The sequence below is a fragment of the Proteiniphilum sp. UBA5384 genome (assembly GCF_002410825.1).
GTDB lineage: Bacteria > Bacteroidota > Bacteroidia > Bacteroidales > Dysgonomonadaceae > Proteiniphilum.
The window spans coordinates 105,921-127,066 of the sequence record NZ_DHOS01000052.1; the positions used below are offsets into that span (position 1 = coordinate 105,921).

The 21,146-nt window shown below is 44.8% G+C and carries 24 protein-coding genes; 15 read left to right on the forward strand and 9 right to left on the reverse strand.

The annotated features are described in order from the left end of the window. The 4 genes from B4G81_RS10220 to B4G81_RS10235 form a co-directional block, all read left to right on the forward strand. Positions 1-276: IMP dehydrogenase (locus B4G81_RS10220; protein ID WP_294082172.1), on the forward strand; the 276-nt coding region annotated here is incomplete at its 5' end. Between the two features lie 283 nt (positions 277-559). Next, entirely contained in the window at positions 560-1,099 is a 540-nt protein-coding gene (locus B4G81_RS10225) for an RNA polymerase sigma factor (RefSeq protein WP_294082173.1), read from the forward strand. Positions 1,100-1,111: 12 nt separating this feature from the next. Continuing rightward, positions 1,112-2,443, forward strand: a complete 1,332-nt coding sequence (locus B4G81_RS10230) for an outer membrane beta-barrel protein (RefSeq protein ID WP_294082175.1) — start codon at positions 1,112-1,114, stop codon at positions 2,441-2,443. Positions 2,444-2,538: 95 nt separating this feature from the next. Then, positions 2,539-3,810, forward strand: coding sequence for an LVIVD repeat-containing protein (locus B4G81_RS10235; RefSeq protein WP_294082177.1), 1,272 nt, complete (start codon positions 2,539-2,541; stop codon positions 3,808-3,810). Between the two features lie 115 nt (positions 3,811-3,925). Here B4G81_RS10235 and B4G81_RS10240 read toward each other — a convergent pair whose 3' ends face one another. Beyond that, a complete protein-coding gene (locus tag B4G81_RS10240; RefSeq protein WP_294082179.1) occupies positions 3,926-4,693 on the reverse strand; it encodes a protein-L-isoaspartate(D-aspartate) O-methyltransferase in 768 nt (255 codons plus the stop codon). Positions 4,694-4,824: 131 nt separating this feature from the next. On the opposite strand from B4G81_RS10240, the gene B4G81_RS10245 reads away from it, so the two are divergent. The 3 genes from B4G81_RS10245 (at position 4,825) to B4G81_RS10255 (ending at position 7,660) form a co-directional block, all read left to right on the forward strand. After that, the gene (locus tag B4G81_RS10245) at positions 4,825-6,003 is read left to right on the forward strand and encodes an NlpC/P60 family protein (protein ID WP_294082181.1); all 1,179 of its coding nucleotides are present in this window, start codon (positions 4,825-4,827) and stop codon (positions 6,001-6,003) included. Between the two features lie 4 nt (positions 6,004-6,007). Next, positions 6,008-7,162, forward strand: coding sequence for a dipeptide epimerase (locus B4G81_RS10250; protein ID WP_294082184.1), 1,155 nt, complete (start codon positions 6,008-6,010; stop codon positions 7,160-7,162). A 132-nt stretch (positions 7,163-7,294) separates the two neighbouring features. After that, positions 7,295-7,660 carry a DMT family protein gene (locus B4G81_RS10255; protein WP_294082186.1) on the forward strand — a complete coding sequence of 122 codons (366 nt, stop codon included), beginning with the start codon at positions 7,295-7,297 and terminating at the stop codon, positions 7,658-7,660. A 25-nt stretch (positions 7,661-7,685) separates the two neighbouring features. Here the strand turns inward: B4G81_RS10255 and B4G81_RS15345 are convergent, their stop codons facing one another. The 7 genes from B4G81_RS15345 to B4G81_RS10285 all read right to left on the reverse strand — a co-directional run bounded on the left by B4G81_RS15345 (position 7,686) and on the right by B4G81_RS10285 (position 11,928). Next, the gene (locus tag B4G81_RS15345) at positions 7,686-8,036 is read right to left on the reverse strand and encodes a hypothetical protein (protein WP_414703191.1); all 351 of its coding nucleotides are present in this window, start codon (positions 8,034-8,036) and stop codon (positions 7,686-7,688) included. Further along, a complete protein-coding gene (locus B4G81_RS15350; protein WP_414703188.1) occupies positions 8,024-8,551 on the reverse strand; it encodes an ATP-binding protein in 528 nt (175 codons plus the stop codon). The genes B4G81_RS15345 and B4G81_RS15350 overlap by 13 nt, the downstream gene beginning before the upstream one ends. A gap of 205 nt (positions 8,552-8,756) precedes the next feature. Next, positions 8,757-9,140 carry a DUF3037 domain-containing protein gene (locus tag B4G81_RS10265; RefSeq protein WP_294082188.1) on the reverse strand — a complete coding sequence of 128 codons (384 nt, stop codon included), beginning with the start codon at positions 9,138-9,140 and terminating at the stop codon, positions 8,757-8,759. Then, on the reverse strand, positions 9,127-9,909 hold the full coding sequence (locus tag B4G81_RS10270) for a HipA family kinase (protein ID WP_294082191.1): 783 nt from the start codon (positions 9,907-9,909) through the stop codon (positions 9,127-9,129). Before B4G81_RS10270 ends, B4G81_RS10265 begins: the two co-directional genes overlap by 14 nt. Before the next feature lie 22 nt (positions 9,910-9,931). Continuing rightward, positions 9,932-10,477 (reverse strand): nicotinamidase, encoded by a 546-nt coding sequence (locus tag B4G81_RS10275; protein WP_294082193.1) that lies wholly within the window; start codon positions 10,475-10,477, stop codon positions 9,932-9,934. Positions 10,478-10,549: 72 nt separating this feature from the next. Then, complete coding sequence (locus B4G81_RS10280; protein WP_294082195.1) at positions 10,550-11,677, reverse strand: TIGR04133 family radical SAM/SPASM protein; 1,128 nt, start codon at positions 11,675-11,677, stop codon at positions 10,550-10,552. Further along, positions 11,674-11,928: a hypothetical protein gene (locus B4G81_RS10285; protein WP_294082197.1), complete on the reverse strand. Its 255-nt coding sequence runs from the start codon at positions 11,926-11,928 to the stop codon at positions 11,674-11,676. The genes B4G81_RS10280 and B4G81_RS10285 overlap by 4 nt, the downstream gene beginning before the upstream one ends. 252 nt (positions 11,929-12,180) lie before the next feature. Between B4G81_RS10285 and B4G81_RS10290 the strand changes: the two genes are divergently transcribed. Beyond that, positions 12,181-14,523, forward strand: coding sequence for a TonB-dependent receptor (locus tag B4G81_RS10290; protein WP_294082199.1), 2,343 nt, complete (start codon positions 12,181-12,183; stop codon positions 14,521-14,523). Positions 14,524-14,560: 37 nt separating this feature from the next. On the opposite strand, the gene B4G81_RS10295 is transcribed toward B4G81_RS10290, so the two are convergent. After that, complete coding sequence (locus tag B4G81_RS10295; RefSeq protein ID WP_294082201.1) at positions 14,561-15,238, reverse strand: DUF554 domain-containing protein; 678 nt, start codon at positions 15,236-15,238, stop codon at positions 14,561-14,563. Positions 15,239-15,385: 147 nt separating this feature from the next. On the opposite strand from B4G81_RS10295, the gene B4G81_RS10300 reads away from it, so the two are divergent. The 7 genes from B4G81_RS10300 to dnaJ all read left to right on the forward strand — a co-directional run bounded on the left by B4G81_RS10300 (position 15,386) and on the right by dnaJ (position 21,126). Beyond that, positions 15,386-15,838, forward strand: a complete 453-nt coding sequence (locus B4G81_RS10300; protein ID WP_294082204.1) for a DUF4494 domain-containing protein — start codon at positions 15,386-15,388, stop codon at positions 15,836-15,838. Then, complete coding sequence (locus tag B4G81_RS10305) at positions 15,835-16,497, forward strand: YggS family pyridoxal phosphate-dependent enzyme (RefSeq protein ID WP_294082206.1); 663 nt, start codon at positions 15,835-15,837, stop codon at positions 16,495-16,497. Before B4G81_RS10300 ends, B4G81_RS10305 begins: the two co-directional genes overlap by 4 nt. Positions 16,498-16,631: 134 nt before the next feature. Further along, positions 16,632-17,606, forward strand: a complete 975-nt coding sequence (locus B4G81_RS10310) for a dihydroorotate dehydrogenase-like protein (protein WP_294082208.1) — start codon at positions 16,632-16,634, stop codon at positions 17,604-17,606. Between the two features lie 43 nt (positions 17,607-17,649). Next, on the forward strand, positions 17,650-18,594 hold the full coding sequence (locus tag B4G81_RS10315; RefSeq protein ID WP_294082210.1) for a hydrogen peroxide-inducible genes activator: 945 nt from the start codon (positions 17,650-17,652) through the stop codon (positions 18,592-18,594). Positions 18,595-18,721: 127 nt separating this feature from the next. After that, the gene (locus B4G81_RS10320) at positions 18,722-19,258 is read left to right on the forward strand and encodes an HD domain-containing protein (RefSeq protein WP_294082367.1); all 537 of its coding nucleotides are present in this window, start codon (positions 18,722-18,724) and stop codon (positions 19,256-19,258) included. Between the two features lie 133 nt (positions 19,259-19,391). Then, positions 19,392-19,970, forward strand: a complete 579-nt coding sequence (locus B4G81_RS10325) for a nucleotide exchange factor GrpE (RefSeq protein ID WP_294082212.1) — start codon at positions 19,392-19,394, stop codon at positions 19,968-19,970. 1 nt (position 19,971) lies between these two features. Next, entirely contained in the window at positions 19,972-21,126 is a 1,155-nt protein-coding gene (gene dnaJ, locus B4G81_RS10330) for a molecular chaperone DnaJ (RefSeq protein WP_294082214.1), read from the forward strand. Positions 21,127-21,146 lie beyond the last annotated feature (20 nt).

Genomic DNA, 21,146 nt, shown 5'->3' on the forward strand with positions numbered 1-21,146 from the left:
AAAGACCGTTATTTCCAGGATGTGGAAGATGATGTGAAGAAACTTGTTCCTGAAGGAATTGAAGCACGTGTGCCATTCAAAGGTACCTTGCAGGAGGTAATCTACCAGATGGTAGGGGGGCTACGTTCCGGTATGGGTTACTGCGGAGCAGCGAATATCGGAAGGCTGCATGAGGCAAAGTTCACCCGTATTTCCTCTGCAGGTTATGCGGAGAGTCATCCCCACGGGGTGATGATCACACGGGAAGCGCCAAACTATAGCAAGGGCAGTGAATAATTTACGCTCCTCTTAGTTGTTCATATATATTGATTAGCAGGTTTATTGATTTACTGATTTGGTAGATTGATGAATCTGCTGATTGTTTATCACCACCGGACACCATCTTACTTGGCAATCAGCTAGTTTTTATCTTCCATACCATCGAATTCTCACATTTTATTCGGCGTTGATATTTTATAATGCTTATTACCAGTTGAATTAAAAAAATAATCAAAAATTTGTTGTATATCTGCAACGTTTCATTTCATACAAACGTCATTATAGTAAACAGGGAATTTTTATGTCGGAACATCGATTGATACTTGCATGCAAGCAGGGGAAATTGTGGGCACGAAAAGAAGTGTATGAACAGTATGCTCCTATCATGATGGCGCTATGCAGGCGGTACGTATCCGACGTGGAAGATGCTAAGGATGTGTTGCAGGAAGGCTTCCTGAAAATTTTTGTGGAAATAGAACAATACTCGGGAAGAGGATCTTTCGGAGGGTGGATCAGGCGGATTTTTGTAAATACTGCACTCGATTATATGCGGAAAAAGAATCGGTTAAAACAAAAAGAGCTGTTGTCGAATTTCGAGATGGAGTATTATGAGGAGCTACCCGATATGACAGATATCACAGCCGATGACTTAATGCTTTGCATCAGCGAACTTCCGGATATTCATCGAGCGGTTTTTAATTTATTTGCTGTTGAAGGGTTTAGCCATAAGGAAATTGGGGCATTGTTGGATATACCCGAAAGTACGTCACGGTCATTCTTTTTCAGGGCAAGGCAATTATTGCAAAAGAGAGTTACACAGTTACTGGAGTATAATAGATAACAGGGAGAGAAGATGCGGTCAGATGATCAATACATAGATAAGCCGGATGACTTTTCGAGGAAAGTCGGCGAGAAGCTGCGCAAGCATCAGATGCCTGTCGGTCCCGACGTGTGGGATTCGCTGGCGGAAAAACTCCCACCACGCAAAAAAACTGTTTCTGGCTCTTGGTCTTGGCGGGCAGCGGGTGTGGCTGTAGTAGTGCTGGCGATATTGTTTTTGTGGAATCCTGTGGATGACGGACCTTTGCTTACGGAGAACCCACAATCTACAGAACACTCACAATCCCCCAAACAAATAGCACAGGAGGAGATTGTACCGGATATTATCCATGATGATATAAAAAGCAGTACAGGTAAGAAATTGGATCCGGATCAGATTGTTGGTAGTAGCAGGAGAATATTGAAAAAAAACGGTGAAACTGGGAAAATTCCCAAACAGGAAAAAACTTCTAAACAGGAAGAACTCCTAAGACTGGAAGAATTCCCCAAATCGGGAGAAGTTATACAATCGGACGAAATGTCACCGGAAAAAACACCAGCGCCGGAAAAGACTTCAAAGTCGGGAAAAAACCAAAAGCCGGAGGAAATACCAAAACTTGGAAAAAATGTACAAACAACAGGTTTTGCGGAGCAGGTTGGGTTTTCAGAACCTGACCAAACTGAAAAACCACACTCATTAATGGCCGCGTTGGGTAGTGGAGGCGTTCCTCTGGATTTCTCATTGGGGGGGCATGGTACCGATAATGTGTACGACAATTTTCCGGGTGGAGATTATAATGACGGGAGCGGTGTAGGTTCCGGCGGCGATTACAATCTGCTTACACCGGGCGATTATACCGATGTCGTCCATCGTCTGCCTGTATCTTTCAGTCTGACGGCCGATTTCCCGATAGCCAAAGACATGACCCTGGAGACCGGATTGTCGTATACGTATCTATTCTCACGTTACAGGCGAAATGATCAATTCATTTACCGGGGCACATTGCAACAGCATTATATAGGTATACCCTTGAACTTGAGGTATACCGTATGGCAGAATGACGCATGGGATGTATATCTGTTGGGTGGGGCCAGCATTGAAAAAGGGCTCCGTTCCATTTACAAGCAGGAGATTGAACATAATGGCGGCATCGTGTACCATGCCAAAATAGGTAGCAGCATCGATGGTTTCCAGTTTTCCGCACAGGCGGGTGCCGGGTTCAGTTATCGGTTGCAGGGCAATCTGAGCCTGTTTGGTGAGCCTCGGATTGTCTACTATTTCAACAATAACCAACCGATGAGCGCCCGTACCGAAAATCCGTTGATATTCGGACTGAATATGGGGATAAGATTACGGTTTAAGTGAAAAGTGAAGAATGAAAAATGAGTGCCTAAGTGGTTAGGTGTTTCGGAAATTTAATTCTTAATTATTAACTTTTAATTATAGAAAATTGTGTAATCATGAAAAAGCTGACTTTCTTGTTATTGATTACCGGTGTATTTGTTTTACCGGGATGTAAGGATTATGTGGATGAATACGTGACCTACACAGTGAATGAGCCTGTTTTTATGTCGACCGCCGAGTTCAGGAGCGCGGTGGATGTGGAACAGCCCAGGTCCATTGAAAAACAGGGGAAAATTGTTTTTTATAACGATTTCCTCTATGTCTCCCAGCCGGAGGAAGGGATACATGTGATTGATAACCGTGATCCCTCGAATCCGAAAAACATCGCTTTTGTCGAATTGTTGGGAAATGCGGATATGCATGTTCGTAATGGTGTGTTGTATGCCGATTCTTATGTTGATCTGGTCTGGTTCGATATCGACGATCCCGCCAAGCCGGAGTTCAAAGGACGGAAAGAAGAGGTGTTCCCGCAAGCATTTCCACCGACGGAAAATGGGTATGGCATCGATTACGCTAAATCGATGGACAGGTCGAACGGTATTGTTATCGGATGGAAAACGGTGGAGAAAAAAGAACTGGTCCGTACTTATAAACCCCGTTGGTGGAGCTGGGGCGGTGTAAGCGAAGACATGGCATACAGTAGTGCTCCTTCCGGCGGAGGAGGCGTGGGAGCTGTGGGTTCCATGTCGCGGTTTGCCATTTATCAGGATAACTTGTATACCGTGATGAGCAATTACCTCGGTATTTTCGACCTGTCGGATGAAACACCCAGGAAGATAGGGCAGGATATGTATGTAGGATTTGATGTGGAGACCATCTTCAGCTACAAAAACTGCATGTTTATGGGGACGCCTACGGGGATGATCATCTATTCTCTGGAAGATCCGCTGAAACCGGAATATCAATCCAGGATTACTCATGTATTCGGTTGTGACCCTGTGGTGGTGGAAAACGATATCGCCTATGTCACCATCTGTTCAGGCACTTTCTGTGGGCAGACTGCCAATGAATTGATTATTGTGGATGTGAGCAATGTCAAGCAGCCCAAACATATCGTGACCTATAATATGGAAAGCCCGCGGGGACTGGGAATAGACAACGGAACGCTTTTTGTCTGTGACGGCGGCCTGAGGGTCTATAACGCGGAGGATCCGAGGACCATTATGCATAAGGACAATGTCCTTGCACATTTCAAGAATATAGTGGGATTTGACGTGATTCCCTTTAATAACGTATTGATGATGATCGCGGAAGATGGTATTTACCAGTACGATTATTCCGATCCGGAAAATATAAGGCAGTTGAGCCGTTTACCGGTCGGTAAATAAAACTTCCCTGTTGCTCAATTTCCTGCTGCCGTCGGAGAAATCCCGCGGCAGCTTTTTATAGTCTTCCTTACGTCCTTTTTTTCAACCCCTTTTATCTTGCACTCCTTCTCAGGGATTATTGCTTTATTGTCCCCTCCTGCATCGGTACAAAAATGAAATCACCGTGCTCCGATTCCTTGAATTCACGCTCGCTTACCCGTTTTATAACGGTCATCTTTTGTCCTTCCCTCCCACCTACAGGAGCGACCATCCATCCACCCACACGCAGTTGTTGCAACAGTTTTTCCGGGACCTTCTCGGGTGCGGCCGTGATTAGTATCTTGTCGAAGGGAGCATGTTCGGGTAGCCCTTCGTAGCCGTCACCAAAGAAGAGATTCGGATAATAGCCCAATCCGTTCAGGGTTTCTTTGGCGCTTTCATACAAATTATAGTACCTTTCTATGCTGTACACTTCCGCCTCCATTTCACATAGTACTGCCGCTTGGTATCCACTTCCGGTACCTATCTCCAATACTTTTTCTCCCGGTTTCAATTGCAGTAGTTGTGTCTGCCAAGCTACCGTGAACGGTTGGGAAATGGTCTGCCCGCTCTCGATCGGCAAAGGACGGTCCTGGTATGCATAAGCGGATAGTTTTTTATCGATAAAGGAATGTCTCGGGACATTGGCGATAGCCGACAGTACCCGTTCGTCGGAAATACCTTTTTTCTTTAATTCCCGGGCCAGTTTTTTTGCTTCGTTGTTTTTTTGCTGATTTTCTATCATATTGCTGTTGGATTTCTGTGGGTGTTTTTTTGAGCTGTTTGATGCGCAGGTGACCAGCCCCGTACAGAAAAGGGCAATCATGATCACCACCGGAATGGAATGCTGCTTTCCTCGTTTCATAATATGTGATTTTCAATGTGATAAACACAAAGATAATGATATTCTGTATTTTATAGGTTTTTTTCAGGATATAATTTGTAGTTCGATAAAAAGTCGTATATTTCGCACAAATTCAATCACCGCCAATTAAAATGAGAAAAACGGTTTTTTTATTGGGTCTGGTCTTTTCAACGCTGTCAGTTATGTCGCAAAATAGTGAGATTTCATCTGTTATAAAAAGAGTAAAGGAGAAATATGTACCTGATAGCCGGGTAGAGATATGGGATATAGTGGCGACACAAAGGGAAGATACAGTGATACTGAAAGGCGAGACAACTAATCGCGATGCTTATGATGAACTGATCGTGCAGGCCGGAAGCCTGTATGGCCAACTGAAAGACAGTATCCGCCTCTTGCCCGCTTCGGAACTGGGTGATGCAACATGGGGTGTGATCTATAATTCGGTAGGCACACTGCGCGCCCAGCCCCGTTACGGTTCGGAACTGGTATCACAGGGATTGCTGGGGATGCCGGTGAGGATTTTGGAGAAAAGGGACGGCTGGAGGAGAATCCAGACCCCCGACCAGTATATCGGTTGGATAAATGGGTCGGTGAAGGTGATGACAAAGCCGGAATTAGAGGAATATCTGCAAAAGCCGAAAGTAATCATCACAGCCTTTTCTTCCCAGTCGGTAAGTAAACCGAAGCATGATGCCTTCCCGGTTTCCGATTTGGTGGCGGGTAATATGCTGACAATAAAAGGTACTCAAGGTAAATTTTATCAGGTGGAATATCCCGACGGGCGGGAAGGCTATGTCCGGAAATCAGACGCTTTGGAAACGGGAAAATGGTTGAAGGGTGTCGAGTTGACCGGCGAGAGTATCGTCAATACTGCCTATCGGTTGACGGGAATACCCTACCTTTGGGGTGGCACTTCTCCCAAGGGGATGGATTGCAGCGGATTCACCAAAACAGTCTATTTCATGCACGGGATTATTCTGGCGCGTGATGCATCCCAACAGGTTCACAGTGGAAAACTGATTGACGATCAGGGCGATTTCAGTGGGGCCTTGCCGGGCGATCTGCTCTTTTTCGGCACAAAGGCGAATGATGGAAAGTCCAAAGAACGGGTAATCCATGTAGGTATTTATATCGGCCACAACCGGTTTATCCATGCTTCCGACTATATCCATATCGGCAGCCTCGATCCTGATGACCCACTATACGATGAGTTCAACGCAAACCGTTACCTTCGCACCAAACGGATTATTGGAGAGGTGGGAACCCCGGGCATTGAGAGAATTTTTGACAATGAATTTTACAAACAATGAGCGTATGAAGCAAAATCGTCGTCATTTCCTGAAATTATCAGCCATGGCTGCGGCAACTTTGGCGGCTCCATCATTATTTTCCGACTGTAGACCGGCAAGAAGAAATCAATCAAACGCAAATATGAAATTATCTTGGACACCCTACGACCTGCAATTGAACCATACCTTCACCATCTCCGGGTTCTCGCGTAACACCACACCTGTGGTGCTGGTGAAAATAGATTACGATGGTCTGGAAGGATATGGTGAGGCATCCCTGCCTCCCTACCTGGGTGAAACGCAGGCTTCGGTCATCGAATTCCTGAAGAAGGTGGATCTTTCGGCTTTCACCCCTTCCCGTGATATGGAAGAGGTAATCGCTTATCTGGATGGTATCGCCGAAGGAAATACCGCGGCGAAGGCGGCCGTGGATATTGCCTTGCATGATCTGGCGGGAAAAATAGAAAGCACACCGTGGTATAAGATATATGGATTGGACAAATACAATGTGCCGGATACTACCTTTACCATCGGTATCGATACGGATGAGGTGGTACGTGAAAAGACCCGTGAAGCGCTGGGACGGTTCAATATCCTGAAGGTGAAGGTGGGTGGTTCCGATGACAAGCGGATGATCGAAGCCATTCGCTCGGAGACCGACCTGCCGCTGGCAGTGGATGCCAACCAGGGATGGAAAGACCGGCAGCAGGCGCTCGACATGATTTTCTGGCTGAAGGAAAAAGGGATTGTGATGGTGGAGCAACCGATGCCGAAACATGACCTGGACAATATCGCCCGCCTCACCGAAGAGAGTCCCCTGCCTATTTTTGCCGATGAATCGATACAGCGACTCTCCGATGTGGAGCGAATGAAGGGCGTATTTTCCGGGATCAATATCAAACTGATGAAGTGCACCGGCATGCATGAAGCATGGAAGATGCGCCAACTGGCTCAATCATTGGGGTTGAAGGTGATGATCGGGTGTATGACCGAGACATCCTGCGCCATATCGGCGGCGTCGCAACTCTATGCCGGGATGGATTTTGCCGACCTCGACGGCGCGCTTCTGATAGGAAATGATTGTTTCGACGGGTCTACGTTGGAGAACGGCAAGATCATCCCCTCCGACCTGCCCGGTATCGGTGTGAAGCCGACAACCGAGATTAGCTTTGGAAGATAAGAAACTTGTGCGTACATTTGCGCAATTTTTTTACTTCGAATTAATTCAGTCGTTTTCTCGCTATGGCATAGCTCAAGCAAGCTTGGCTCTGTTCATTTGGCTTAACGAAAACGTTCTTTTTAGGTTATTACAATGAACTATCTGGTTACTATCGGGCTTTTGATCTGTTCGAATGTTTTTATGACCTTCGCTTGGTACGGTCATTTGAAGTTGGCTGAAAATGCATGGTTCAGTAAACTGCCGCTTATCGGCGTGATTGTGTTCAGTTGGTTGATTGCCTTTTTCGAATACTGTTTTCAGGTGCCGGCAAACCGTATCGGATTTGAAGGGAACGGGGGCAGTTTCTCTCTCTTGCAACTGAAAGTGATACAGGAGGTAATTACATTAGTCGTGTTTGTCGTTTTCTCCTTCCTCGCTTTCGGTACCCAATTAAAATGGAATCACCTTCTTGGATTCGTCTTTCTTGTATTAGCGGTTTATTTTATTTTTAAGGGTTAAGTAAGGCTTCTTTAATATCGTTTTCTCAATCTTTCAGGCAGCCGATCGGCACTACATACACACCATCTTTCCTGCGGTAAGCATATTGGCCTACCCCGGTGAGCACCATCAAAAATGAGGGGGGCCTCATTTTCGTGGTATCTATTTTATCAGCCAGTTGCTTGAGGGTGTTCGCTCCGGTCTCTATTAAACTGTCGCCACCCAGTTTTATCTCTATCAGCCCAAAGCTGCCATTACGCAGATGTACTACTCCATCTACCCGGGAAATGTCCCTGTTAGCAACGGCCTCCACGTAATTTATGGCTTGACGTAGCGCTGCTTTTGAGGTTAAACTGAGAGATCCCGGCCAACCTCCCCGGCAAATCAGATAAGCCAATTCGTGTAAGGATATGTCAGTTGCAATGGCTGATTCCACATCTCCTTTGAACAATGCTTCGAGACTGACGACCCCATTTGACTCCCCGGATCCCCGGATTCATGTAAACTCATTGGCCTCATTGTGAGCCATGCAAATCTGCCGGTTCCTGAATGGGTTAATTGCGACATATCCGGCGGAACACTTGATCCGGTGAAAATAAATTGTCCGGGTAGTCGTCTGCGACTCACTTCAAATCGTGCCGCATCCCATAATTTCGGAGCCAGCTGCCATTCATCCATCAGTCTGGGTGTATCTCCCTGGAAAAGAATTTCCGGGTCTGTTTCGGCCAATAGCAAATTGGCCTGACGTGCCTTTGGCGCATCCAGATATAACACGCTCTTGGCTTGCTGTTCTGCGGTAGTAGTTTTTCCACACCATTTCGGGCCTTGAACCAAGACTACCCCTGCTGCTGCGAGTTGTTCTTGTAGCATGTTGTCCGCTATTCTCGGTATATAAGCCAATGGTGTATCCATACTCTTTTTCTTGTTAGATAATATTGAATATTCCGGATACAAATATAATATGTTTTTCTTTGGTTGCAAATGCTTTATGAATTTTTATTCGGTTAGTTGGCCGGATTTCATTCGGTCAGTTGGCCGATTTTCATTCCACCGGTTGGCCGGATTTTATTCGGTCAGTTGGCAGTTTTTTATTCAGTAATTTGGCAAAATAGGAGACTTACTTCACCAGTTCCTCAAACAATCTCTCGAATGTTCTATCCAGATCTCCGGTTTTACCGGGGTGCGGGCGTGACGTCTGGATAATGGAACTGCGTACGGCCGTCAGCCAGCGGAAGCGGTCGGGGATATCCAGTCGCGCGATGGGGCCGCATTGGGGATTGCCTTGCGCAATCTGTTTATGTGTCTCAAGGTTGTCGATTACATCGTCATAATCCGCTTCCGAATGCATCAGCCTGAATTTCTCGGGACAGAGATGATATTCAAAACGTATATACTTTTCCCGCTTGCAGAAAAGAATGAGCCCGACATTGAAAAATTCTTCCCTTTCAACCCTTGGCACCAGTCGTATAACGGCATAATGATACAGCTTATCCTCTTGCATCTTTGGCGGTTTTTAGAAAGTTTTGGGAATGTTGCAGACGCGTTTTCAAAAGATTCAGATAGACGCCTCTGATGTCATCCGGTGTCTCCTGCGTATGGTTCCATACCAGCCATTCATCCGGGATAAGTGCGGTGATCCCCTCCAGCAGCCCGGATGAAAGGGCTTCATGTGCGAACTGGTCGGCTTCATCGAGCATCGATGCCTGGGGTAGCAATACATGGTCTTTGATATGGGGAAACGGGTTAAGGGCATGCCTTTCGAAATCATTCCACGAATGATGGAAATAGAACGAAGCGCCGTTGTCGATCACCCATAATTCACGATGCCACCACAGCAGGTTGGTATTGTTGAATGTGCGGTCGATATTGGTCGTAAATGCATCGAGCCAAACGATCTTAGACGCCAGGAAAGGATCAATCTTTACGGTAGGGTCATAGGCAATTGCTCCGGAGAGATAATGTAATCCCAGATTGAGCCCTTCGCTTCCCTTGAGCAGGTCCTGTATTTCCTCATCGCCTTCACTGCGACCGAAATCATCATCGAGGGTAGCAAAAACCAATTCCGGAATTTGCAATCCCAACGCAGAGGCTATTTTTCCGCCCAGCAATTCCGACACCAGCATCTTGGTGCCATGACCTGCGCCGCGGAACTTAAGCACATATTTGAACCCGTCGTCCGCCTCTGCCAACGCGGGGAGAGACCCGCCTTCACGCAAAGGCAGGATATAACGGACAACTTTTACTGTGCGTAGTGAATTATCTTTTCCCATAGGGTGCAAAGATACGATAATATCATTGGATTTCTCGTGACTCTGTCAGTACACATCCTTTGGCATACATCTCACGCAATGCTTTCTCATCGTCCCCGGGTTGTACATTGACCGCGGCGATGGCATCGGTGATCACATAAGTGTGGAATCCCTGCGTTACCGCGTCGAGGGCAGAAGCTTTCACGCAATAATCGGTGGCGAGGCCGCAGACATACAATTGACGGATATGGTTTTCATGAAGCAGCCCGGTGAGGGATTTGTTAGTCGCTTCAAAAGCGGAATAGCCGTCATCTTTATTATCGGTACCTTTTAACAGTTTCAGGTCTATTTTACCGGTATCCAAGTCGGGATGGAAGTCGGCTCCCTTAGTGTTGGCCACACAATGTACAGGCCATTTCTCAAAATGCACTGTTTCTTCCGGATGCCAGTCCTGTGATGATATTACCAAGTTGAACTTGTCCATGATAGCATTGATCACCGGAATCACTTTATCGCCATCTTTTACAGCCAAGGTACCGCCCGGACAGAAATCGTTTTGTACGTCAACAATTAATAATGCTCGTTCCATTGCTACCTGTTTTATTATAATAACAAGAAAACAGTGGTTGGAGTTCTATAATGGCAAGGATACAGGGTGTTTTTATAAAATAGCTGTTTTGTTTATTAAGTTTTTGTTATTGACTAATCTTTTTTGTGTGCACGGATTAATCCCCAGCATCTCCAGATGACATTGCAGCAACTTTCCGGTTTTTTCATCGCGGAAATGGAGTCCGTTTCCCTGGCAGTATTTATATGATTTACATGATGCACATTTTCCTGTTTTTGTCCAGGAACGGTCGCGCATAATCTGGAAGCGGGTATTCCATGTGGTCCAGAAGTCGTCCTGATAAATATTCCCCTGTACATAATTACCACTAAGACCGGAGCAGGCACTTATATCACCATTGGCAAGTATCGAGGCGATGTTGATGCCTGCCTGACAGAAGAATGGATTGTCTCGCACCTCCATCTCATAGTCGCCAAGATATCCTTCACATCCGTAAGATACTTTGATCCTGCCCTGCCTACGTGTATCACGAATAAAATTCATCATTTCGCGAAATTCTTCAGGAGAGAGCTGCAGAAGGGGATTATTATTAGCACCTCCTTTCGGGAAAACAGTAAACAATCTCCAATGGGTTACATCCAGTGAAATAAGAAGCTCGCGAAGTTTAGTCAATTCGTTGATATTCACTTTGTTGACAGAGGTGGCCACATCATGTGCCAAATCGGGAGTGGAGGCCACTCTAGACGTGGCATTGAGGGCATGCAACCAAGACCCTTTTTTCCCTCTGAACCAATCGTGCGACTCTTCCGTATAACCATCCAGGTTTACTGTAATGGAGCGTAATCCCGCTTCTAGCAGAGATTGGAGCTTTTTTTCCTCCAAATCCCAACCGTTTGTCACCAGCCCCCATGGATACCCCATCTCGTAAATAGCTTTACCGCACTCTTCTAAATCCTCGCGCATCAACGGCTCGCCGCCTGTCAGTACGATCATAGTCTTGTTTGGGTTTATATGCGGACGAATATCTGCGAGAATCTTCAGGAAATCTTCCTTCGGCATATCGGGAGATACAGCCTCTTTCGTGGAATCATCGCTATACACACAATTGGAATCACAACGTAAAGTACATTCCCAGAAAAGACAGGAAAGCTTGTGCTGTTTCATCTGCACAGCTTTATGTTGTTGATAAATGGAAAGGATGAGTCTCTTTTTTGGATTCATAAAACTTTTTTAAGTTTACCTTCAGTCCTTGTAATTTTATTGTCATGAGGAGCCATATCGGATTTCCGGGCAACAGCCATGTCTTTGACCGAGGGTTGAAAACTTTTGTCAGTGACATTGCCACTGACCATGAAGTCGGCCCTGGGTGTGCCATATTCTGCTATAGGAGCGATCTCCCAGGAGTGTAGACCTAATATAGACAAGACCCGGACAATGATTTTTCCATAAGTTTTTAATATAAATTCCTTCATACTTTCGTCTTTTGAACCCATAGAAATTACACTATTATATTCATATAGATGAAAAAAGCAGGAAAACGTTGCACCAAAACCAGTATTTTTTATGTGTTTTTCTCGATTAATTAAAAAAATCACTAATTGTGGTGATTGACAGGTATTCTATTTTCCTGTTCCTTTGCACCCGTACATTTTCATATAGGAATGATTGTAACGGATTTATAGTTCTGGAAAATATAATGTAGTTTACTATAAAGAAAATCAATAATGAAAAAACTATTTTTGGCAATATTTATTTTTTGTAGCACTTTTGTGTTTGCAGATGATAAAAACCTCACGAAGGAGATTAATCCCAATGATACACTAAAAGTATATTACCTGGATGAGGTAGTGGTGAGTAGTTCGGTGAAAGAAACCAATGAATTGAAGAGCCTGCCTACAGCCGTATCGGTGGTGTCTCCCCGGCAATTGCAGGATGCACATATCGAATCGCTACCCCGATTAAGTGCTTTTATTCCTAATTTTTTTATCCCATCCTACGGATCGAAAGTTTCCACTCCAATTTATATCCGTGGTGTAGGAGCGCGTCTCGGATCGCAGACGGTGAGTCTCTACGTGGATAATGTTCCCAGTTTCAACCCTTCGGCATTCGACTTTGAATTTCAAGATGTCCAGCGGATTGAAGTGCTTCGTGGAGCGCAAGGTACGCTATATGGGAGAAATGCTATTGGAGGAATAGTCAATATGTACACTCTTTCCCCTCTCTCTTTTCAAGGTACTAAACTGATGGTGAGCGGGGGTAATTACGGACAGTTCTCAGTGAAAGGGTCAGACTATCGGAAACTATCAGATTATTTCGGACTTTCCCTGGGCGGTTATTATAAACGGGACGACGGGTATTTTACGAATAGCTATACCGGGAAAAAAGTCGATGATTCTGAAAATGCAGGCGGGAAATTCAAACTGGAATGGCAGGCTTCCCCATCGTTTAAGGCGATGCTCTTTGCTAATTACGACTATGTCTCCGGAGGCGCTTTTCCCTATATGCATGAGGATTCCACGGCTGTCAGTTTCAATGAGCCGTCATCGTACGACCGTCACTTGTTTACCAACGGGCTGTCGCTCGATTATACCGGTAACGGGTATAGTATCCATTCTACTACCGGATTTCAATATCTGAAAGACGATATGAAGATGGACCAGGATTACTCTCCAAAGTCTGTATTCTCTATCAATCAGAAGCAGAAACAGCATTCTGTAAGCCAGGAGGTGACCGTGAAATCGGATACGCAGGGAGTCTATCGCTGGGTTATCGGGGCATTCGGATTCTATGATAAGCGTGAGGTTGATACGCCGGTAGCGCTGAAGGATGGGATGATCGGGTTTCTGCAAAGCCACTTACCCCCTTTTATCACTTATGACAATGACCGGATCGATCTGCCCGGGGTATACACTAAACCTTCTCAAGGTGTAGCTTTATTCCACCAGTCCACACTCAATAATCTCTTTGGTTTGGATGGTTTGTCAGCCACAGCGGGTATCCGTTTTGATTATGAACATACCAAACTGGATTATTTCACCGAGAGCCATGGAGCAGATATTACTGTAAAGCCGCCGGTGCCGGGAATGGGAGAAATTAAGATAAATGGAGATACTCTTTTACAAGGAAATTTCAGTAAGGATTTCTGGGAGATACTTCCCAAATTTGCGTTGCAATACCAGATGTCTCCTACTTCACAGGTGTATCTTTCTGCTTCAAAGGGATATAAAACCGGGGGGTATAATGAACAGGTCTTCTCGGAAATATTACAGGATGCACTTGCAGAATCCCTTATGTCGAAATCGCCGATGGGACCTCCTTCCGGTACGGGTGATGATACGCCGAAGCCAACCATTGAAGAACAACTCTCTTATGATCCTGAAACCAGTTGGACTTATGAGTTGGGCGGACGTTATGAGATGTTGGACCGAAAGCTTTCGCTTACCTATGCGTTTTTTTATACCCATGTCGATAATTTGCAGATCACCCAATTGGCGAAACAAGGCACATCGGGACGTACGATCGCCAATGCGGGTAAATCGGAAAGCAAGGGGGTTGAGTTAAGTGCAAAATATGTGCCGATGGACAATCTCTCTTTCTTTGCGGAATATGGATTTGCCGATTCCCGTTTTGTCAAGTATGAAATAGAGGAGGTAGTAGACGATAAAACGAAGCAAATAAGTTATGCCGACAATCATGTGCCTTTTGCCCCTCAGCATACATTGAGCCTGGGAGCCAGTTATATACACCATTTTCCCCGCACTGCGTTTATCGACCGTCTGGTGGGAAACATACAATACCGGGGGGTAGGGAAAATCTATTGGACGGAATCGAATAAAAATGATGCCGGAACAGAGGATCTTTATCAATCTTTTTATGGGATTACCAACGCCAGTATTGCAGTGGTGAAAGGGGCTTTGGGATTGGAATGTTGGGTGGAAAATCTTTTCGATACGAAGTACAACTCATTCTTGTTTGAACAAAAGGATGTGACAACCGGTGAAATGAATATCCTTGTGCAGCGCGGATATCCCACCCGCTTCGGTGCTACATTGCGTTATACTTTTTGACAAGAGACTTTAACAATGAAGAGGAATTACCGTCGGTTTAACCGAATATCCAGATCAACAATACGACAATAACCAGTGATGGGAGCATATTCATGATGCGTAGCTTTTTAAGCCCCAATATGTTGATCCCTAATCCAATCAGTAATATCCCCCCTATGGAGGTGAGTCCGAGGATGATGTCGTCGGTAAAGAGGGTGGCGGCGTATTTGGCCAGCAGGGTGAGAGAGGCCTGGAAGATGAAAAGCGGAATGGCGGATAGTACGACGCCCGTGCCAAAGGCGGAAGCCAGTAATATGGCAGAGAAGAAATCCATCAATGATTTGGTATAAAGCAAATCCGGCGAACCTCCTGTCCCTTCCTGTATCGTGCCAATAATAGTGAGGGAGCCCACGCAAAACAGGAGAAAGGAGGTGACCAGTCCCTCTGAAAATTGCTCACTGCCGATGCGAAAGCGATACTTCAGATAATTGCTCATCCGCTCGGTACCTTTCTCCACATCTGCCCACTCTCCCAACAGGGAGCCGATAGCAAGGCTACTGACCACAATAAGTATCTTCTCCATCTCGATAGCCATTGATGCTCCGATAGCCAGGGTGAAGAGTCCGATTGCCTGAAAATAGATAGAGGTGACACGTTCCGGCATTCGTTTTTTGAGCGCCAGGCCGATCATTCCACCACCGATTACAGCCGCTGTATTTACGAGGGTTCCAATCATTTTTATACGATAATCTGCAAAAGTATCAATTTTTTTTGGGATAAATTGTGCTTATACGAGTACCTCATAGTTTATTTTTCATTTTTGAGGGAAAGTCATAACTTTGCACGGTGTTGCGAAAGGATGCAGCCGAAAAATAAAAAATATATGTATAATTGGTTTGAGTGTAAGATAAGATATGACAAAATGCTGGAGACCGGCATGCAAAAAACAGTGACAGAACCTTATTTGGTGGATGCTTTATCGTTCACCGAAGCGGAGGCGAGGATCATAGAAGAGATTAAACCGTTTATCTCAGGTGAGTTTTCAGTTTCCGATATCAAACGGGTGAAATATACAGAATCGTTTTTCAATGAGACGGGTGACCGCTACTATAAAGCGAAACTCTATTTCATCACCCTCGATGAAAAGAGCGGGTCTGAGAAGAAAACTGCAGTTAATATGTTGGTGCAGGCTTCCGAATTGAAGGAAGCTGTTGAGATCGTAGAAGCCGAAATGAAAAAGACCATGATCGATTATAGTCTTGCTTCGGTCGTGGAGACGGCAATTATGGATGTGTTTCCCTATGGTGAAGGAAAGAGTAAAAAAGAGGAAGAGTGACCATACAATCGCATATAGAAACTTTACGGGAAGCTATCCCTTCCGGCGTGACACTGGTAGCGGTTTCCAAATTCCATCCTGCACTGGTGGTCCGGGAAGCCTATGATGCTGGGCAGCGAATTTTTGGTGAAAGCAGGGTGCAGGAGCTCCTTACCAAAAAAGAGCGACTTCCAGGAGACATACAATGGCATTTTATAGGCAGCTTGCAGCGGAACAAAGTCAGACAGATTGCTCCGTTTATCTCCCTGATCCATAGTCTCGACAGTGAGCGGCTATTATTGGAAATCGAGAAACAGGCAGAGATCAATACCCGGGTTATTTCTTGTTTGTTGCAGATACATATTGCCGAAGAGGAGACCAAGTCCGGTTTTTCTCCCGATGAGTGCCGTCTCTTCCTCGAAGAGGGCAGATGGAAAGCGTGTCCTCATGTTCGGATTGCCGGTGTGATGGGGATGGGTACTTTTACGGATGATAAAGATCAGGTACGTAAAGAGTTTCGGCAACTGAAATCGCTGTTCGACGAATTCAAGACCGGTTATTTCGCTGACGATTCCAGTTTCAGGGAAATCTCTATGGGAATGACAAGTGATTATCCGATTGCCATTGAAGAAGGAAGTACTATGGTACGGATAGGAACACTGATTTTTGGTGACCGATGATCTGCTGATCTTTTAAGATCAGTGAGCCACTCTTTTATTGGTCCCCAATTTATTTTCAATATAAGCTATTGATTTTATCGATAAAATACCTATTTTTGTTGAGTATAAATTTTTTTGAAAAACATCGTGAGTTCATGATTAATTTAGAAACAACCTTCGCAGGATTACGATTAAAGAATCCGTTGATAGCCGGAAGCAGCGGCCTTACCAATTCAGTACACAAAATCAAAGAGTTGGAAGAGGCGGGAGTGAGTGCAATTGTATTGAAATCTCTTTTCGAAGAGCAGATCGAGAATCATTCCGAAAAGCTCTCCCAGATCGCCGATTATCCCGAGGCGGCTGATTACATCAATACGTATATTGAGATGAATCATATGGAGAAGTATCTGGATCTGATCCGTTCAACCAGGCAAGAATGTGATATTCCTATCATTGCCAGTATCAATTGCTATAAGTTGAGCCGTTGGGTTGATTTTGCCAAAAGTATCCAGGATGCCGGAGCCGATGCGATTGAGTTGAACCTGTTCGTGTTGAATGCGGGAGAATTGGGAGACGCCTATCTCGAAGAGTCTTATGTGAATATTGTAAGAGAATTGAAGAAAATTATCCGGATACCCATCGTGATCAAGATGGCTAAAAATATTAGTAACCTTCCGGGACTGGTAAGTAAACTGAAAGCATTGGGAGCCGGAGGAGTAGTGCTTTTTAACCGTTTTTATCAACTCGATATAGATATTAAAAAACTTGAGCTTACTTCCGGTCCCGTTTTTAGCACCCCTTCCGATTTCAGTGATACATTGCGCTGGACTGCTATCGTTTCAGGCCGTGTACCTGATTTCGATATTGCTTGCTCATATGGCGTGCATTCATGGGAAGATGCCGTGAAAGGAATTCTTGCCGGAGCAGGTGCTATTCAATTGTGTAGTGTACTTTATGAACAGGGACCTCATGTAGTGCATGATATGTTGTTCTGTATGGAGGAATGGATGTCCCAGAGTAATTATGAGCGTATAGAAGATTTTAAAGGGATATTAAATTATGCGAACATCAAAAGCCCGGTACTCTATGAGCGGGTTCAGTTCATGAAGTATTTCTCCAATTACAAATAGTCCGGATAAATACGGTGTCGATAAAAAGAAATAAAATAATCACATGAATATCCAGCAATTAGAATATATTATCGCGGTAGATAACCACCGTCACTTCTCTAAAGCAGCTGAGGCATCCTATGTAACCCAGCCTACATTGAGTATGATGATCCAGAAACTGGAAGAGGAGTTGGGCGTGAAAATATTCGACCGTTCCCAGCTTCCTGTGCAACCTACCGAAATCGGTGTACGTATCATTACACAGGCTCGCATTGCGGTGGCCCAGGTAAATCAGATCAAAGAGATCATACAGGAAGAGAAGGGCATTGTCAAAGGTGTATTCCGTTTGGGCATTATTCCTACCGTGTCTCCTTATTTGTTGCCTAAGCTGATGCAGGTACATCAGGAAAACAGGCATGATGTTCGTATCGTTATTTCCGAATTGACAACCGATCAAATCCTGAAAGGACTTGCTAACGATTCCTTGGATGGAGGTATATTGGCAACCCCTTTAAAAGAGAATTCCATCAAGGAATATCCGATCTATTATGAACGGTTCTTCGCTTATGTGTCGCCCCTGGAAAAAGCACTGTTTGCCAAAACCGCACTCGATGAGAGTGACTTGAATGCCGCGAGACTGTGGCTGCTTGATGAAGTGCATTGCTTCAGGACTCAGATATTGCATCTTTGTAATCTGAAAAAAAAACGTAGTAATAATACTTCTATTTTTTCTTATGAAGCGGGCAGTATCGATACTCTTATCAGTATTGTGGACCAGAACGAAGGGATTACGGTTATTCCTGAGATGGCCCTCGGCAATATGAGCGAGAAACAGAAAAAAAATGTACGACCTTTCAAGAATTCCACGCCGGTGCGTGAGATTAGCCTGATCACCCGCCAGGAGTTTCTTCGTGAACGCATGATCAATATTATTATCGATGAAGTAAAGACTGCCGTACCTAAATCATTTCAGGATATGGCCATGAAAAAATATGTAGTACCATTGTGATTTAAATAATTCATTGATAAAATGAATGCTGTTCCAAATTTTCAGGCTTTTGCCGGAATTTTTCGAATATAACCTTTTTGTATTACTTTTGCAGTACTGCCATTACGGTAATTTGGCGGTTGATTTTATGAACGCACAAGCAATTATCGACAAGTATTACAAGGTAGGGACTAAACTCTATGATATTTATATGTCGCACGTGACAGATGTGACAAACAAGTCCCTTTTTATCGTTCAGAAACATCCTGAGTTGGCAGTGGATGTCCGGTTTATTGAGGAAGCGGGAATGCTTCATGATATCGGCATCTTTATGACAAAAGCACCCCATATCGCTTGTGAAGGCAGTTACCCTTATATTTGCCACGGCTATCTGGGATGTGAGTTGCTTACCCAAGAAGGTTATCCGAGACATGGTTTGGTGTGCGAGAGGCATACCGGTACCGGATTGAGCCTGGAGACCATTATCAACCGGAAATTACCTGTTCCCCATAGGGATATGCGACCACAAAGTCTGGAAGAGAAAATTATCTGTTTTGCTGATAAATTTTATTCGAAATCACAGTTGGGAAAAGAAAAACCACTGAAAAAAGTCAGGCAAAGCCTCGCCAATCATGGCACACACCAGGTGGAGGTATTCGATGAATGGTGCGACCTCTTTCTTTAAAATCCGATCGGTATCCTGTTTTTTATTTTTGGCAAACTATTTGCAGTAAGAGAAGTGAAAGAGCGGACTCGGATGCCAGGTATTGATTCTTGGCGCTTGGTCCCAAGCTTTAGTGTAAGTAAAAAATAACTATATGGATAATAACAATCAATTCAATATGGATCCTGAAGAATGGGATGAAGAGATGAACCGGCAGGAAGTTGGTGACCAGCAAGATCAGCAAGATATAATAGATGAAGAAGTGGACAAATTGGCAGATAAGAACGATGATGACGACCTTCGTCAAAAGTATGACGAGCTGAATGACAGCTATCTCCGTCTACACGCCGAATTCGATAATTTCCGGAAACGTACGTTAAAAGAGAAATCCGACCTGATAAAGAATGGTGGAGAGCGTGTCTTGCTGGATATTATTGCGTTGGTAGACGATTTTGAACGTGCCCTTGAGTCATTGCATAAAACAGAAGATAGAGAAGCCATGTTGGAAGGGATGGATTTGATTTATACCAAGTTTACCGCTTTTTTGAAACAACATGGAGTCTCCGAAATTGAAGCTATCGGTCAGCCGTTTGATGCTGACAACTTTGAGGCAGTCACAACTATTCCGGCTCCCGAAGAGTCTCAGAAAGGAACAGTAGTAGATTGCATCCAGAAAGGATACCGGCTGAACGATAAGATTATCCGTTTTCCGAAAGTAATTGTGGGGGACTAAGATGGCGGCGAAAAGAGATTTTTATGAAATATTGGAAATATCCAAGACGGCTACTGCCGAAGAGATAAAAAAAGCCTACCGTAAGAAAGCCATTCAGTACCACCCTGATAAAAATCCGGGAGATAAGGAGGCGGAAGAGAAATTCAAAGAAGCTGCGGAGGCTTATGAAGTGCTGAGTGATGAGCAGAAGCGGGCGCGTTACGACCAGTTTGGTCATGCTGGTGTAGGAGGAGCTGCATCGGGCGGTTTCGGTGGAGGTATGTCGATGGACGATATTTTCTCTCAGTTTGGAGATATCTTCGGTGGTCATTTCGGCGGTTTCGGTGGTTTTGGCGGCTTCGGTGGTTCGCAGCGGGGCAGGAGAGTGAACCGTGGTTCTGATCTTCGTGTGAAAGTGAAGTTGAACCTCAAAGAAATCCTCAACGGCGTAGAGAAAAAGATCAAAGTAAAGAAATATGTCTCCTGTTCCCATTGCAATGGGAACGGATCAGAGAATGGGAATTCAACTTCCACCTGTAGCACATGTAAGGGTTCGGGTGTGGTGACACGTGTGACCAATACCATTCTCGGCCAGATGCAGACTTCTTCTACTTGCCCTACCTGCAACGGGGAAGGGACCACTATCACCAAAAAATGTTCCTATTGCAACGGCGAAGGTATTGTACGAGATGAAGAAGTCCTCTCCATTAGAATACCCGCCGGTGTGGCCGAAGGAATGCAACTCTCCATGTCGGGTAAAGGAAATGCTGCCCGTAGGGGAGGAATCAATGGTGACCTGTTGATTGTTGTGGAAGAGGAACAGGATCCCAACCTCATCCGTGATGAGAACGATGTGATATATAATCTGTTTCTTACTTTCCCGATGGCCGCACTGGGAGGAACAGTGGAAGTGCCTACTATCGATGGAATGGCTAAAGTGAAAATTGAGCCGGGTACGCAGCCCGGAAAAGTGTTGCGGTTACGGAATAAAGGTTTGCCGTCGGTAAATGGATTTGGCAAAGGTGATGAATTGGTCAACGTGAATGTGTACGTGCCGGAGAACTTGAACGACAAGGAACGGAAATGGCTACAGGAAATGGACAGGTCCGAGAATTTTATTCCCTCTAAAGCTGCGAAAAAGACCGTATTCGATAAGTTTAAAAAAATGTTCGATTAATACTATCTTTATACTATTAT